Annotated in this window: 15 protein-coding genes; 8 read left to right on the forward strand and 7 right to left on the reverse strand. The window is 68.4% G+C overall.

Features of this window, described 5'->3' with window-relative positions:
• From ACFV2X_RS40690 to ACFV2X_RS40700, 3 genes are read right to left on the reverse strand one after another with little or no spacing between them, the layout of a single operon-like run.
• Positions 1–2361 carry a glycoside hydrolase family 3 N-terminal domain-containing protein gene (locus tag ACFV2X_RS40690; RefSeq protein WP_385626344.1) on the reverse strand — a complete coding sequence of 787 codons (2361 nt, stop codon included), beginning with the start codon at positions 2359–2361 and terminating at the stop codon, positions 1–3.
• A 53-nt stretch (positions 2362–2414) separates the two neighbouring features.
• Positions 2415–3341 carry a carbohydrate ABC transporter permease gene (locus tag ACFV2X_RS40695; RefSeq protein WP_385626345.1) on the reverse strand — a complete coding sequence of 309 codons (927 nt, stop codon included), beginning with the start codon at positions 3339–3341 and terminating at the stop codon, positions 2415–2417.
• On the reverse strand, positions 3338–4339 hold the full coding sequence (locus ACFV2X_RS40700; RefSeq protein WP_385626346.1) for a carbohydrate ABC transporter permease: 1002 nt from the start codon (positions 4337–4339) through the stop codon (positions 3338–3340). The genes ACFV2X_RS40695 and ACFV2X_RS40700 overlap by 4 nt, the downstream gene beginning before the upstream one ends.
• 157 nt (positions 4340–4496) lie before the next feature.
• On the opposite strand from ACFV2X_RS40700, the gene ACFV2X_RS40705 reads away from it, so the two are divergent.
• Positions 4497–5717 (forward strand): RNA-guided endonuclease InsQ/TnpB family protein, encoded by a 1221-nt coding sequence (locus ACFV2X_RS40705; protein WP_385626347.1) that lies wholly within the window; start codon positions 4497–4499, stop codon positions 5715–5717.
• 44 nt (positions 5718–5761) lie between these two features.
• Here ACFV2X_RS40705 and ACFV2X_RS40710 read toward each other — a convergent pair whose 3' ends face one another.
• Both ACFV2X_RS40710 and ACFV2X_RS40715 read right to left on the reverse strand, forming a co-directional pair.
• Positions 5762–7081, reverse strand: a complete 1320-nt coding sequence (locus tag ACFV2X_RS40710; RefSeq protein WP_385626348.1) for an extracellular solute-binding protein — start codon at positions 7079–7081, stop codon at positions 5762–5764.
• Between the two features lie 269 nt (positions 7082–7350).
• Positions 7351–8394: a LacI family DNA-binding transcriptional regulator gene (locus ACFV2X_RS40715; protein WP_385626349.1), complete on the reverse strand. Its 1044-nt coding sequence runs from the start codon at positions 8392–8394 to the stop codon at positions 7351–7353.
• 128 nt (positions 8395–8522) lie between these two features.
• Between ACFV2X_RS40715 and ACFV2X_RS40720 the strand changes: the two genes are divergently transcribed.
• From ACFV2X_RS40720 to ACFV2X_RS40730, 3 genes are all read left to right on the forward strand, one after another.
• Positions 8523–9590, forward strand: coding sequence for an endo-1,4-beta-xylanase (locus tag ACFV2X_RS40720; protein ID WP_385626350.1), 1068 nt, complete (start codon positions 8523–8525; stop codon positions 9588–9590).
• Between the two features lie 479 nt (positions 9591–10069).
• Complete coding sequence (locus ACFV2X_RS40725) at positions 10070–10351, forward strand: hypothetical protein (protein ID WP_385626351.1); 282 nt, start codon at positions 10070–10072, stop codon at positions 10349–10351.
• Positions 10330–11160: an alpha/beta hydrolase gene (locus ACFV2X_RS40730; RefSeq protein WP_385626352.1), complete on the forward strand. Its 831-nt coding sequence runs from the start codon at positions 10330–10332 to the stop codon at positions 11158–11160. The genes ACFV2X_RS40725 and ACFV2X_RS40730 overlap by 22 nt, the downstream gene beginning before the upstream one ends.
• A 47-nt stretch (positions 11161–11207) precedes the next feature.
• Here ACFV2X_RS40730 and ACFV2X_RS40735 read toward each other — a convergent pair whose 3' ends face one another.
• The gene (locus ACFV2X_RS40735) at positions 11208–11591 is read right to left on the reverse strand and encodes a hypothetical protein (RefSeq protein ID WP_385626353.1); all 384 of its coding nucleotides are present in this window, start codon (positions 11589–11591) and stop codon (positions 11208–11210) included.
• Entirely contained in the window at positions 11539–12705 is a 1167-nt protein-coding gene (locus ACFV2X_RS40740) for a hypothetical protein (RefSeq protein WP_385626354.1), read from the reverse strand. Before ACFV2X_RS40740 ends, ACFV2X_RS40735 begins: the two co-directional genes overlap by 53 nt.
• 245 nt (positions 12706–12950) lie before the next feature.
• On the opposite strand from ACFV2X_RS40740, the gene ACFV2X_RS40745 reads away from it, so the two are divergent.
• From ACFV2X_RS40745 to ACFV2X_RS40760, 4 genes are all read left to right on the forward strand, one after another.
• Positions 12951–13238 (forward strand): hypothetical protein, encoded by a 288-nt coding sequence (locus ACFV2X_RS40745; protein ID WP_385626355.1) that lies wholly within the window; start codon positions 12951–12953, stop codon positions 13236–13238.
• Positions 13235–13378 carry a hypothetical protein gene (locus ACFV2X_RS40750; RefSeq protein ID WP_385626356.1) on the forward strand — a complete coding sequence of 48 codons (144 nt, stop codon included), beginning with the start codon at positions 13235–13237 and terminating at the stop codon, positions 13376–13378. Before ACFV2X_RS40745 ends, ACFV2X_RS40750 begins: the two co-directional genes overlap by 4 nt.
• A 181-nt stretch (positions 13379–13559) precedes the next feature.
• Complete coding sequence (locus tag ACFV2X_RS40755; RefSeq protein WP_385626357.1) at positions 13560–13730, forward strand: hypothetical protein; 171 nt, start codon at positions 13560–13562, stop codon at positions 13728–13730.
• A gap of 140 nt (positions 13731–13870) precedes the next feature.
• Positions 13871–14080, forward strand: coding sequence for a DUF397 domain-containing protein (locus tag ACFV2X_RS40760; protein ID WP_385626358.1), 210 nt, complete (start codon positions 13871–13873; stop codon positions 14078–14080).
• The last annotated feature ends 310 nt before the right edge of the window (positions 14081–14390 follow it).

The raw sequence follows: 14390 nt of genomic DNA on the forward strand, positions 1-14390 counted from the left end.
TCACTTCACCTCCACCTCGCACACCAGCCGCCGCCGGTGGTCCACCGCCCGCTCCGGTCCGGTCAGCGTCAGCGGCACCGTATGCCGTACGTCGGCGTCCGCGCTGGAGGCGGCCAGGCGCAGCTCCAGGGGCCCGGGTCCGACGATCCGGCCCCCGTCGGGGGCGCCCGGGTAGGAGGCCAGGTCGGCGTGGAAGGTGAAGTGGACCTCGGCGCTCTCGCCGGGGGCGAGCGGGACGCGGGTGTAGCCGATGAGCCGGGTGACCGGGCGGACGGTGCGGGCCACGGGCTGGTGCAGATAGAGCTGGACCACCTCGGTGCCCGGGCGCTCGCCCGTGTTGCGGACGGTCAGCCGCAGCGTGGTCTCGCCGTCGGTGGCCAGGGTGGCCGCGTCCGCCTCCGGGCGCTCCCAGCTGAAGGAGGTGTACGACAGGCCGTGGCCGAAGGCGTGCAGCGGGGTCGGGTCGACATTGCTGGCCTCGCCCCGTAGGCCCAGCGGTGGCTGAAGGTACGTCCAGGGCTGGCCGCCGGTCGTGTACGGGACGCTGACGGGCAGCCGGCCCGAGGGGTTGACCCGGCCGGAGAGGACCGCGGCGACGGCCGGGCCGCCCTCCTCGCCGGGGAAGAAGGCCTGAACGGCGGCGGCGAGCAGCCCCGACCAGCGGCCGAGCGCGTACGGGCGGCCGGTGAGCAGGACCAGTACGACGGGCGTGCCGGTGGCCAGCAGGGTGTCGAGCAGGGCGCCCTGTTCGCCGGGGAGTTCCAGGTCGGCGGCGTCGCAGCCCTCGCCCGAGGTGCCCCGGCCGAAGAGGCCGGAGCGGTCGCCGAGCACGGCGACGCACACATCGGCGTCCGCGGCGACGCGGGAGGCGCGCGCGAGACGGCTCTCGGCGGCGACGGCGGCCGAGGTGGCGGTGGCGCCGGGCGGGGCCGCGGCCGGACCGGGCGGGGCGCAGCCCTCGGCGTGGGTGAGCGCCGCGTCGGGGAGTTCGGCGCGCAGCGCGGCGAGCACCGTCGGTACATCGATGCCGAGCGGCAGGTCCGGGTGCTCGACGCCGACGTGCCGGGGGAAGGTGTAGCAGCCGAGCATCGCCGCGGGGTCGTCGGCGAGCGGGCCGACGACCGCGATCCGGGTCCCGGGCGCGAGCGGCAGCGCCTCGCGCTCGTTGGCGAGCAGCACCACCGACTCCTCGGCCAGCTGCCGGGCCACCTCCCGCATCACCGGCGGGTCCAGATCCACGACCTGGGGGAGCGCGGGCGGCGTGGCCGACCAGTCCGGGTCGAGCAGCCCCAGCTCGCACTTCTGCCGCAGCACCCGCAGAGCCGCCGCGTCCACCAGCGACTCGGGGACCTCCCCGGCCCGTACGGCGTCCCGCAGCGGCGTGGCGAAGCAGCGTACGGCGGGCAGCTCCACGTCCACGCCCGCCTCCAGCGCGAGCGCCGCGGCGCGCGCCGGGGTGTCGGCGACGCGGTGGTGCAGCTCCAGGAAGGAGAGGCCGAAGTAGTCGGAGACGATGGTGCCGGTGAAGCCCCAGCGCTCGCGCAGCAGGTCCGTCAGCAGGTAGCGGTTCGCGGCCGACGGGACGCCGTCGAGGTCGTTGTAGGAGTGCATGACCGAGCGCGCCCCGCCGTCCCGCAGGGCCATCTCGAACGGCGGCAGGATGACGTCCGCGAGTTCGCGCGGGCCGATGGAGACCGGGGCGTGGTTACGGGCGCCGCGCGAGGCGGAGTAGCCCGCGAAGTGCTTGAGGGTGGCGATGATCCCGGCCGACTGGAGGCCGCGTACGTACGCGGTGCCGATGGTCCCGACCAGATACGGGTCCTCGCCGATGGACTCCTCCGTACGGCCCCAGCGCGGGTCGCGCACCACGTCGAGGACCGGCGACAGGCCCTGGTGGATGCCCACCGCCCGCATCGAGGCGCCGATCAGCTCGGCGGCCCGGCCCACCAGCGCCGGGTCGAAGGTGGCGCCCCAGGCCAGCGGCGTGGGGAAGACCGTCGCGCCCCAGGCGAAGAACCCGGTCAGGCACTCCTCGTGGGCGACGGCCGGGATCCCGAAGCGGTTGCCCGCGGCGACCCGCGCCTGGGTGCGGGCGAGGGCGGCGGCGCCCTCGCCCGGATCGACGGGGGCGGTGCCGAAGGGGCGGGTCAGCTGGCCGAGTCCGTGGGGGAGCAGGGCGTCGAGGTCCACCTCCTCGTTGACCTGGTGCTGGAGCGGGGCGACGTCCTCGCCCTCCGTGGACTCGGAGCCCGGCCAGACGCCGGCGAGCTGGGCGAGCTTCTCCTCCAGGGTCATCCGGGAGAGCAGGTCCGCGGCGCGGTCTTCGGCGGGAAGGGAGGTGTTCTGCCAGGGGTGAGGCATGAAGCTCCTTGGCTCAGGGCTGTTCGGAGGGCCGCTTGGTGTCTCCGGGGTGCTCACTTGCCGCCCACGCCCATCAGGCCGTTGATCAGCTGACGGCGGGCGAAGAGATAGACGACGAAGATCGGGACGATGGACAGCACGACCGCGGTGAGCAGCGCCGGGGTGTCCACCCGGAACTCGCCGACGTAGTCGTACAGGCCCAGGGTCAGCACCCGGTTGCTCCTGGACTGGGTGAGGATCAGTGGGAACATGAAGCCGTTCCAGGCGTGCAGCGCCGAGTACACCCCGACCGTGGAGATCCCCGCCCGCGACATCGGCACCACCAGCCGCAGCAGCACCCGGGTCGGCCCGGCGCCGTCCAGCGCCATCGACTCGTACAGCTCCTCGTCGATATCGCGCATGGTCCCCGCCAGGATCAGCACGCTGACGGGGAGGGAGAAGGCGGCCGTCGGCAGGATCACCGCCAGCAGGGTGTCGTACAGCTGGAGCTTGGTGATCACCAGATAGATCGGGATGATCACCGCCTGGGACGGGATCGCGAGCCCGAGCAGAAACATCTGGAAGACGCGCTGGGACATCCGGCTGCGGGCGCGCACCACCGCATAGCCGACGGTCACCGACAGCACGATGACGATGGCGGCGCACACGGCGGTGACGACCAGGGTGTTGCCCAGATAGGAGAAGAAGTGGCTGCTGAGCACCCGGTCGTAGTTGGCGAGCGTGGGGTGGGTGGGCAGCGCGAGCGGGCCGTCGTCGATATAGCCGTCGCGGGTCCGGAAGGTCGTGGCCACCAGTACGTACAGCGGGGCGCCGACGATGACCAGCCAGATGAGGGAGGCCAGACCGGCCGGGTAGTTGGGCCTTCGGGGGCCGCTCCCCTTCAGCAGCCGGGGCAGGCCCGCGTGGCGCGGCTTGGCCGGCGGGGCCGCCTTGCCGGTCGTACGGTCCGCCTCGGGACGCTGGTGCAGCACGTCGGTCACATCCCCTCCCGGGTGCTGCGCATCGCGCTGAAGCCGGTCAGCCGCACCAGCAGCAGCGAGACGGTGGTGGCGACGACCACGAGGAGGGCCGCGACCGCGCTGGCGTAGCCGAGGTCGAAGGCCTGGAAGCCGTTCTTGTACATCAGGAACGGCACGATGCTGGTGTCCGTGCCCGGGCCGCCCTTGGTGAGGATCAGGACGGTGTCGAAGAACGTCAGCGCGCCCACCACCATGATCACCGATGAGGTGACCACGGTGTTGCGCAGCTGGGGCAGCGTGATCGAGAAGAACTGGCGGACGGTGCCCGCACCGTCGATCGCCGCCGCGTCGTAGAGCGAGCGCGGGATGGCCCGGGCGCCGCCCTGGTAGATCAGCGTGTGGAGGGGGATGAACTGCCAGGCGGTGACGAAGAGGATCGCGCCGAGGGCGCCCTGGGGGTCGCCGAGCAGATCGCCGTCCTCGAAGCCGAGGGCGGGCCCGATCTCCGCGATGAGGCCGAAGTTGGGGTCCAGCAGCTGCTTCCACACCAGGGCGAGGGCGACGGAGGACGCCAGCAGTGGCAGGAAGAAGATCGCCGACAGCACGGCGCGGTTGCGCTGCCGCCCGGCCGCCCACACCCCCAGCAGCAGCGCGATCGGGGTCTGTACGAGCCAGGTCAGTACGGTCAGCAGCAGGCTGAGCCAGACCGCCTGGCGCATGTCCGGGTCGTGCCACAGCCGGGACCAGTTGTCGGTGCCGATCCACTGGGGGCTGCCGATGCCGTCCCAGTCGGTGAAGGCCAGATAGCCGACCAGCAGCATGGGGGCGACGGCGAAGCACGCGAAGAACAGCACCCCGGGGAGCGCCCAGGCGGCGCTGGGGCGCCCCACGGCGTCACGACCCACGGCCTTGCGCCCTGCGGCCTTGCGCCCCACGGTGTTACGACCCGAGCCGCCGCGGGGCGCGCCCTGGTCGGGCGCGCCCTTGGGGTCGGCGGCCACATTGTCGGCGCCCTCCATCAGACCTTCTTTCGAGGGGATCACCGGCTTCAGCCGGTGGGGGAATCGAACCCTGGAAACGGAGCCGCGAAACGGCGGAGCACACTGCGTTGTCAGAGGTGGCCGGTAGAGTGATGGCACCGGCTTTGACCAGGGGAGACGCTGAGGGAGGGGCGCGTTGCTGCGTGCGTACAAGTTCCTGCTGCGGCCTACCGTTCGGCAGGCGCAGGCCCTGACCCAGATGCTGGGGGACCACTGTTCGCTCTATAACGGGGCCTTGCAAGAGCGCCGTGACGCCTGGCGGCACACGTCGAAGACCAGCATCAGGTACGGTGATCAGTCGGCGCAGCTGAGGGAGATCCGGGCGTTCGACCCGGAGCGTCAGGGCCGCTGGTCCTTCTCGAGCCAGCAGGCCACGCTCAGGCGGCTCGACAAGGCGTTTCAGGCGTTCTTCCGCCGGGTCAGGAGTGGCGGGAAGCCCGGATACCCCAGGTTCAAGGGCGTTGGCCACTTCGACACGGTCGTCTTCCCGAAGGACGGGGATGGCTGCCGCTGGGACCCCACCCCCGACGACGCCCACACCCGTGTACGTCTCCAGGGCGTGGGGCACGTGCGGGTGCATCAGCACCGTTCCGTGAAGGGCCGGGTCAAGACGGTCTCGGTGAAGCGCGAGGGCAACCGCTGGTACGTGGTCCTTGCCTGCGACGAAGTGCCCGCCGAGCCGCTTCCCGGCACGGGCAGCATCGTCGGCATCGACATGGGCACGGTGCACTTCTTCACTGGCTCCAACGGGGACCACAAGGAGAACCCGCGATTCCTGCAGTCGATGGCGGAAGAGCTGACCGCTGCCCAGCAGCACCTTGCGACATTCCCAAAGCGCACCAGGCGCCGGACGAAGAAGCACCGGGCTGCGGCCCGGAAGGTGGCCAAGCTGCACGCCAGGGTCCGGCGTCAGCGCCTGGACCACCACCACAAGCGGGCGCTTGAGCTCGTGCGGGAGCACGACGTGATCGGGCACGAGAAGCTGAACACGGCGAGCATGACCAAAGCGCCCGCACCCAAGCCCGACCCCGAGCGCGACGGAGCGTTCTTCCCGAACGGGGCCGCCGCGAAGGCCGGGCTGAATCGCAGCATTCTGGACGCGGGTTGGGGGATGTTCCTGGGAATCCTGGCGGACAAGGCTGAGAGCGCCGGTCGCCGAGTGATCCCGGTGGACGCCCGCAACACCTCCCGCACGTGCCCGCCCGAGATAGGCGGATGCGGGCACGTCGCAAAGGAGAACCGCGCCACCCAAGCGAAGTTCGAATGCGTCAAGTGCGGCCTGGTGGAGAACGCCGACCGTGTGGGCGCGCTGAATGTCCTGCACAGGGCCGGGCTGGTCCTCTGCGCGGAGGCTTAGCCACCGACGCAGGAAGCCCGCCGCATTAGCAGTGGGTGGAGTCACTACTTGATGTCCTTCTTCATCGCCGCCACGAACCCGGCCGGACTCAGCTGCCCGTTGAACAGCTTCTGGATGTTGGTGTGTATCGCCGGGGTGTTCTTGGCCGACAGCGCCTGGTCCCAGGAGAGGGTGAAGCTAGGGGCCTCACGGACCATGTCGTACTGGAACTGCGCGTAGGCCGGGTTCTCGTGCTTGCTCAGCAGCGAGGCGGCGTCGGAGGTGGCGGGCACATCGCCGTTGGCGATCAGGTCCTTGGAGTAGTCCTGCTTGGCGGCGAACTTCGCGAACTCGATCGCCGCGTCCCTCTTCTTGCCCTTGGCCTTGGAGTTGATCGACCAGTAGTTGGTCGGGTTGCCCACCACGTTCTTGGGGTCGCCCTTGCCGCCCGGGGCGGCCGGGAAGGTGGTCCAGCCGAGGCCCGACTTGGCGAAGTCCGGCTGGTTCGCCTTCTGGTTGGCGTACTCCCAGGAGCCCATCAGATGCATCGCGGCCTTGCCCTTGGCGAAGAGCGTGGAGGCCCCGTCGGCGGTGTAGTTGACCGACTTGTAGTTCTTGCCGAACGTGCCCCGGTCGACCAGATCCTTGATCGTCTCAGCGGTCTTCAGCACGCTCGGGTCGCTCCACCCCGAGGAGTCCCCGTTCTGGATCCGCTTGAAGACATCGGCCCCGCCGTAGCGGTCCACCAGGTACTCCACCCACATCAGCTCGGTCCACGCGTCGGTGCCCGCGAGCGCGAAGGGGGTGACGCCCTTCTTCTTGAAGGTGTCGATGAGGCCCAGCAGATCGTCCCAGGACTTGGGCGGCTGCACCCCCGCGTCCTGGAACACCTTCTTGTTGTAGAAGAGGATCACCGGCTGCATCCCGCGCATCGGGATGCCGTAGAACCTGCCGTTCACCGCCCCGGCCTTGAGGATTGAGGGGATGAACGCCTTCTGCAGGTCCGGGTCCTTCTTCAGCGTCGGGCCCAGGTCGACCAGCATGTCCTCCTTGACGAAGTCGCTGATGCTGCCCCCACCCCAGTTGAAGAAGACGTCCGGGGCGTTGGGGGTGCCCATGGAGGTGCGCATCTTGTCCGAGTAGCCCTCGCCGGGCACCTCGGTGAGCTTCGCCTTCACATCCGAGGTCTTGTTGAAGCGCTCGACGACCGCGCGCTGCACCTTGGTCGAGGCGTCCTGGTAGACCCAGACGCTGATGGAGTCGTCGTCCGAGCCGCCGGGGCCTGAGCTGCCGCAGGCGGTGAGGGTGGTGGTGGCCAAGAGCAGAGCGGCAGCCAGGGTGGACGTACGGAGGATCGCCCGTGACCTGGGGGTACGCATCGTCATCGTCGCATTGCCTTCCGGAAGTAGCCCGATAATTCTCGGAAGTGATTGCGTGGACGGTATGGGCGTGCTGATGCTGTGTCAAGGGATCGCACAAACAGCCCTGTTGGATCGCACGAACAGGGCTGTCGAAGGTCGCGGAGGAGGGGCAGTGGGCGTGTGGTGGGCGGTGGGCCCCCGGCGGCGTGCAGGGCCGCCCCCAGCGCCGTACGGAACGCCGTACGTACGGATCGCCGTGCGGGGCCAGGCCCGGCCCCGGGCTCAGGCTGCGCTCAGGCCGTACTCGGCGCCGCCGTACTGGCCCGGACGACCAGCGCCGTCGCGAGCTCCACCCGGGGCGACTCGATCTCCTCGCCGCGCGCCTGGCGCAGCACCGTACGGGCCGCCAGCTTGCCCATCTCCGCGAGCGGCTGGCGCACCGTGGTCAGCGGCGGGGCCGACCAGCGGACTTCCGGAAGGTCGTCGAAGCCCACCACGCTCACGTCCTCCGGCACCCGCAGGCCCCGGCGGCGCAGGGCCTCGATCGCGCCCAGGGCCATCTGGTCGCTGGAGGCGAACACGGCGGTGGGCGGGGTCGCCGCGTCCATCAGCTGATCGCAGCCGACGAAACCGGACTCGTGATAGAAGTCGCCCTGGGCCACCAGTGCCTGGTCGTACGGCACCCCGGCCGCCTCCAGGGCGGCCCGGTGGCCGTCCAGCCGGGCCCGGCTGCACAGCAGCCGCGGCGGGCCGGCGATAAAGCCGATCCGGCGGTGGCCCAGGCCCAGCAGATGCTCGGTCGCGGCCATGCCGCCCGCCCAGTTGGTCGCCCCGATGGTGGGCGCGTCCAGGGCGGGGGAGCCGGCCGGGTCGACCACCACGATCGGCACGTTCAGCCGCCGCAACTCCTCGTGCAGCACCGGTTCGAGCACGGAGGTCACCAGGATCACCCCGTCCGAGGCGCGCGCCCGCAGGTTCTTCATCCACTGCCGCGCCGCGCCCGCCCGGCCGTGGATGGCGGAGACCACCGTGCCCACGCCGTCCTCGTGCGCGACCTCCTCCACTCCGCGGATGATCTCCACCGCCCAGGGGCTGTCCAGATCGTTGAATACCAGGTCCACCAGGGCGGCCCGGTCGCCCGGGGCGGTCTGGCGGCGGCGGTAGCCGTGGAGCCGCAGCAGATTCTCCACCCGGGCCCGGGTCTCGGGCGAGACATCAGAACGCCCGTTGACCACCCGCGAGACCGTGGGCACCGACACCCCGGCCTCCTGCGCGATGGCCGTGATCGTCACCTTGGGCCGGGCGCCACCTTCGGAACCCGCGCTCTCCGTAGCCATTTCCGCCTCCTCCGTTGACGAGAGTCACTCCCGCCTCTACCTTTCCGGGCGCACCCTCGGAACCTTGCAGAAGTCTTCCGGAAAACCGGATCAGACGTGAAGAGAAGAGAGGGACGTCCATGAAGCTCATGAGCTTACGCAGCGGCGCACTGGTGGCCTCGGCCGCCGTGGCGACCTTGGCCTTCGGCCTCGCAGCCCCCGGCCAAGCGGCCGAACACCCGACCGGAGGGGCGGCCGTGAAGGCCAACCCCACCCTCCGCGAGGTCGCCGACCGCACCGGCCGCTTCGTCGGTACGGCGATCAGCGACGGCCGGCTCGGCGACGCCGCCTACGCCAACATCGCCAAGAGCGAGTTCTCCAGCGTCACCGCCGAGAACGCCATGAAGTGGGGCTCGGTCGAGCCCAACCGCGGCCAGTTCAACTGGGCCGCCGCCGACCGGCTGGTCTCCTTCGCGCAGAGCAACAACCAGAAGGTCTACGGCCACACCCTGGTCTGGCACAGCCAGATGCCGAACTGGCTGGCCAACGGCTCGTTCTCCAATTCCGAGCTGCGCACCATCATGACCAACCACGTCACCACTCAAGTCAGCCGCTACAAGGGCAAGGTCCAGCGCTGGGACGTGGTCAACGAGGCGTTCAACGAGGACGGGACGCTGCGCCAGTCCAAGTTCCAGCAGCAGCTCGGCGAGTCGTACATCGCCGACGCCTTCCGCGCCGCCCGCGCCGCCGACCCGAACGCCAAGCTCTTCATCAACGACTACAACACCGAGGGCACGGGCGCGAAGAGCAACGGCCTGTACAACCTGGTCCAGCGGCTCAAGAGCCAGGGCGTGCCCATCGACGGAGTCGGCTTCCAGAGCCACCTCATCGTGAACCAGGTGCCCTCCACCATGAAGGCCAACCTGCAGCGCTTCGCCGACCTCGGCCTCGAGATCGTCGTCTCCGAGCTCGACATCCGCATGGCCACCCCGGCCGACTCCACCAAGCTCCAGCAGCAGGCGGCCAACTACAAGACCGTGGCCCAGACCTGCCTGGCCATCTCCCGCTGCGCCGGCATCACCGTATGGGGCTTCGGCGACCGGGACTCCTGGGTCCCCGGCACCTTCCCCGGCCAGGGCGCGGCCAACCTGTACGACAACAACTACCAGCCCAAGCCCGCCTACACCGCGTTCCGCGACGGCCTGGCCGGATCCTAAGACCTGTTCCGCTATTCACCAGAGGGTGAGTTGCGGGTCGCAGTCGGGGCGGTGTCCGGGCTTTCCGGCGTGGTCACGCACGGGGCGTGTCTCATCCGGGGTCGCTCGGGGCCGCCTTGCGGCGGTTCCGTGAGCAGAGGTCTCCCGCTGGCGGGAACTGCCACGCGTCCCGACCGGCGAACCGGTGTCGGGCTCTGTGTGGTTGACTCATGCAGGGCTTCTTCCAGCCCTTGTCCCGAGCTACCAGCCCAAACCGGCGTACTACGGCATCGCCAAAGCCCTCGGCTGGACCGGCGACGGCGGGCAGGACCCGACGCCCACCACGGGTTGCGCGGTCACCTAGTCCGTCACCAACCAGTGGAACACCGGCTTCACGGCGAACGTCACCGTCAAGAACACCGGGGCCGACGCCATCAAGGCTGGAAGGTGGCCTGGACCACGCCTCCGGCCAGCAGGCGACCTCCGCCTGGAACGCCACCGTGACCCAGACCGGCTCCCAGGTCACGGCGGCCGACGCGGGCTACAACCCCACGATCGGCGTCGGCGGCTCGGTGACGTTCGGCTCAGCACAGCTTCCCCTACCCGCCTCTTCCCGTTGCTCCAGACGGGTAGTTCTGGAGCGATCGATAGTGGCGGTATCGCAGCAGGTCAAGGCAGTACGGTGGGGTCGGGTGGATGCTCGTTCCGGACCTGGACGCCGACGCGGCACCGCCCGATGCTTCAGCGCTAGGCTCGCGCCATGCCTACATCGGACAGCGTGACGCTTCGGACGCTCGATGGTCTGCACCTGGCTGGCACACTCGTGCGCCCCGACATGCCAGCCTCGCGCGCTGTCGTGCTTGTGCACGGCGGTGGCGTCACTCGGGAAGAAGGCGGGTTCTTCACGCGTCTCGCTGCTGGAATGGCCGAGAGTGGTACGGCGTCTCTCCGATTCGACATGCGCGGTCACGGCGAAAGTGAGGGCCGACAGGAAGAGCTGACCCTGGCCATGATCCTTAATGATATTCGGGCAGCCATCTCCTACCTCCGCGAAGCCACCAGCGCCCGGGAAATCACGTTGCTGGGTGCCAGCTTTGGCGGCGGTATCTGCGCATATTATGCCGCTAAGCGTTCGGCAGATCTTTCGCGACTGGTGCTGTTCAACCCTCAGCTGGATTACAAATGGCGCACCATCGACACGCGAGCCTATTGGGTCAATGATTCAATCAGTGAAGAGGCGGCGCAACAACTCACCGAACAAGGATTCATCCAATTCACGCCGACCCTGAGGCATGGGCGGCCCTTGTTCAACGAGGTGTTCTGGTTTCATCCGCATGAGGTACTTGGCGAGGTGCGAGCCCCGACCCTGATCGTCCACGGAACCGAAGACACGTTCGTGCCTATCGGGTTGTCACGGACTGCTGTACAGAAGTTCAGGACTTCTTGTGAAATCATCGAGATTGAAGGGGCGCAGCACGGTTTCGCTGTGCACGATGACCCACAGTATCTGAATCCTCAGAGCCAGGAATGGCAGAAGTTTGTCATCCGCACCGTGAGTGAATGGCTGACCGCCGACTCCTCGCAGCGTTAGGCAGCGCGGAACGCTTCGCGGAACTCCCGCACCGCAGGTCGGCCGCGTCAACGACTCAACGTCTGGAGCACTTCGCCCAATACCCTCATGGTGCGTTCTGATTGCACAGCTTGGGCCACTTCAGCGGAAGCGGCACCAACCCTGGCCGCCTCGTCCGGTTCACCACTCAGCGCCAATGCCGCTGCTCTCCGGGCATTAAAGAATCCTGTGTCGCGGTGCGAGAGCGTACCAGCGGAAATGATTTCGCCGAACAGATCGGCGGCGATACCTGGCTTGCCAGCCTCTGTATAACTTACAGCATTCCGGAGTAGCAACGTATGCTCGTTGAAGTACGCGCCGAGGCCGTTTGGTTCGCCGTCAGCGGCGCGTGTAAGCAGTTCACGGGCAGTATCGAGTTTCTGCTCGATCAGGGCGAGCGGTTCTCCGAGCATGGCGCACCCAAGCGCTTCCTGCATGTTGGCCCGCCTGTGCCAACGTCAGCACTCGCACTGCGTCCTGATCATCATACGCCATTTGGGATTTCTTCAGCAGCATATAGCCTTGCATGGCTGGGTCATCAGCTTCTTGGGCCCATTCCATAGCCCGGTCGTACCAGAAAACAGCAACGTCCGGTTGGCGGGCATCTCGATACAGCCATCCAGCAAATTCCGCGCCATCTGCGCCAACCGACAGCAACTCTCGCCGAACGGCGGGCTTCACATCCCGGGCTTGCTGCTCAATGACATTCAGCAACCCCAGGACCACCGGCAGGGTTTTCTGTGCACCAAGCCTGCCATCGTCGCATTTCGCTGTTTCGAGTTGGCTGCGGAAATATTCAACCATCGTTCCGTCGAAATGGCGGTGGGCATCACCCAAAGCAGCGGTCACGCGCTGGAGGTCTTCAAGGCTCGTCCCCCTCGGAGCGGTAACGGCAAATCCACCCTTGAGGAGTGTGCGTCGGTTGAGCGGGCTCATACTCTCGTGCTCCGTAGACGGGGTGGTGTCCCCTTCTGGGCTACCAGAAAGCACCAATTGCTCAAGGAGGCTGCCGGGTCCACGAGATCCCAGCGATTTTCTATCTACCGGAACCAGGACTAGACGACCATCCACGACAATTGACAGTAGTGCGCTATCGGGCGTGTCAGGAATGGCCGACCGCACATCGGCCGATGTGTCGCGTGGCGCTTTGGCCTCGGGGTTGGTCGCAGCTCCAACACTACGGCGAGCGCCGCTGGTACCGTCAATACCTTCCGGGGAACCCTCCCACGGGCGAGGGGGCAAGCCCAGCATTTCGCCAGGGATGCCGAAGCCATCCGCAACTCGTTCGATTACCTGTTGCCCGCGGATGCCTCTGACGCCTCGGATGATGTCACTAACCCGAGCACTGGTCATCTTTCCCACCGCCGACGCAATTACCGCGTGGCTGGAGCCCGTTCGTCTGTTGACGAGGCGAAAAATCTCCCGGAAGTTACGGGTGGCGCATGCCCGCTGCATGGCCTCGGTCTGTAAGAGCGCGTCCGGGATCGTCAGCGGGTAGCCGCTTCGCCAGGTCTCGCGTTCGTCCATGAGCCACCTCGCAGGGACGGCATTGATCGCTCCCAGGGTATCCCCGGCCCCGGAACGGGGTTCCCCAAACAAGGCGGAAACGGGGTTCCCCAAATGGGCTTGTGGGGTTCCCCGTTTGCTGTTCCCTCAGGGTTCCCGTGGGCCGGAAGCTCATGGAGTGGAGCGCATCCACGCCACGCAAAGGACCCCCGCGACCGTCCGACCGGCCCGGGGGCATGGTCACCAACCCCATGGAGGTTGACGACGTGACAAAACATATCCGAACGCTCCTCGAATGGCTGCTGCAGCTGCTGTTGCCCGCTCCCGGGTGCCATCGAGCAGCGGACACCGCAACGCCCGCCCCGCCGCACGCCGTCGTGCCCGTACCCGCCCTGACCCGCGTATCTGCTTCTGACCGCCCCGCAGACCCGCCGACACTCCGCCTCCCTCGCATCCCGGTCGGTGAGCGCTTCCCGATCGCATGGGACACCGACCCCGTGGGGTTGTACGTCGTCGAGTACGAGCGGCAGCGGGCGCTGGGAGCGGCGCGGTGAGCGCCAACAAGCCCTTGCCCAAGTCGCGGGAGGCGCAGCAGGGCCCGACCAACCGCCCGACCCCGGCGGAGTTGGACGCGCGGGCGGAGGCGCTGAAGAAGGAGATCGACAAGCATCTGGGACGGGGGACGGGGCGATGAAGTCGTTCGTGGTGCGTCGGTGCCCCCGGCTGACGGCGTGGTGGTACATGTCGGGCCGCATCTCCTGGCCTGTGCGCCTCGTGAGCGCCAGGGCTCGGCGGCGGCACGACGAGTCGGCCGAGTCGGGCGCTGCCATTCGTGCCGCCCTCCGCCGGATTCAGACGGAATGGGAGAGCGGGGCATGACCAACGAAACCCGACCCTGCCCAAAGTGCCAGCTGTACAAGGCGCTTCGGGAGAGGGCGAAGCAGGAGGGCGACTACGGCCGGGCCGGCGACTACGAGGCATTGCGCCGCCGTCACCCGACCCACACCCAGCCGGACCGGACGGCCCGATGGGGGTTGCCCGCATGAGCCGACCGACGCCTTGCAAGTCGCAAGGCGCCCCGGTGGTGATCACTGACCCTTTGGATGGGTCGTGTGCCCCTGCCGGGGCGGGTCGTAAGACGGCGCGGGGACCGACTCCCCGCACGTGCAGAGAAGGGATGGGCACCATGGCAGAACGTCCGGAGTTCGAGTTCGTCGGGGCAGCGGCCTGCCGTGACAAGAAGGTGGGCAACTGCCCTCAGGTGGCCCTGAACGTGCCGGGTGTGGTGGCGTTGCGGGACAGCGAGCGGCCCGAGACCATCGTCACCATGACGGCGGACGCGTGGGCAACGCTTACGGACGCCGTGAAGGCCGGAGAGTTCGACCTGAGCGCCTGACTGAGAGTAGGTCCTCGTGAAGAAGTGCCCTCGCTGCGCCGCCGAGTGCCCTACGGACCCGGAGAACGGGTTGCCGTGGTGTGCACGGTGCAGGGCCTTCTTCGGGCTCTCGCTGCCTGTCTGCCGAGGCTTGTGGTGGTCGCGGTATCCGGTTACGCGTGCTCCCATCCGGCCGCGCAAGCACTGAGTGGACCCACTCGGCCCCGTCCACGCCTCCCTGGTGACGCATGGACGGGGCTTCCCGTGCCCCAATGCCAGTGACTTTGCGGTGAGTATCGGACAGCGACACGCCGTGGTGTCGGCGTGTCGC

It is taken from the genome of Streptomyces sp. NPDC059679 (genome assembly GCF_042734105.1).
Lineage (GTDB): Bacteria > Actinomycetota > Actinomycetes > Streptomycetales > Streptomycetaceae > Streptomyces.

Excerpts from the sequence above, each read along its gene's own strand:
- ACFV2X_RS40690 (WP_385626344.1), bottom strand. The coding sequence starts at position 2,361 with ATGCCTCACCCCTGGCAGAACACCTCCCTTCCCGCCGAAGACCGCGCC.
- ACFV2X_RS40700 (WP_385626346.1), bottom strand. The coding sequence starts at position 4,339 with ATGGAGGGCGCCGACAATGTGGCCGCCGACCCCAAGGGCGCGCCCGAC.
- ACFV2X_RS40710 (WP_385626348.1), bottom strand. The coding sequence starts at position 7,081 with ATGACGATGCGTACCCCCAGGTCACGGGCGATCCTCCGTACGTCCACC.
- ACFV2X_RS40715 (WP_385626349.1), bottom strand. The coding sequence starts at position 8,394 with ATGGCTACGGAGAGCGCGGGTTCCGAAGGTGGCGCCCGGCCCAAGGTG.
- ACFV2X_RS40720 (WP_385626350.1), top strand. The coding sequence starts at position 8,523 with ATGAGCTTACGCAGCGGCGCACTGGTGGCCTCGGCCGCCGTGGCGACC.
- ACFV2X_RS40730 (WP_385626352.1), top strand. The coding sequence starts at position 10,330 with ATGCCTACATCGGACAGCGTGACGCTTCGGACGCTCGATGGTCTGCAC.
- ACFV2X_RS40735 (WP_385626353.1), bottom strand. The coding sequence starts at position 11,591 with ATGCTCGGAGAACCGCTCGCCCTGATCGAGCAGAAACTCGATACTGCC.
- ACFV2X_RS40740 (WP_385626354.1), bottom strand. The coding sequence starts at position 12,705 with ATGGACGAACGCGAGACCTGGCGAAGCGGCTACCCGCTGACGATCCCG.
- ACFV2X_RS40755 (WP_385626357.1), top strand. The coding sequence starts at position 13,560 with ATGACCAACGAAACCCGACCCTGCCCAAAGTGCCAGCTGTACAAGGCG.
- ACFV2X_RS40760 (WP_385626358.1), top strand. The coding sequence starts at position 13,871 with ATGGCAGAACGTCCGGAGTTCGAGTTCGTCGGGGCAGCGGCCTGCCGT.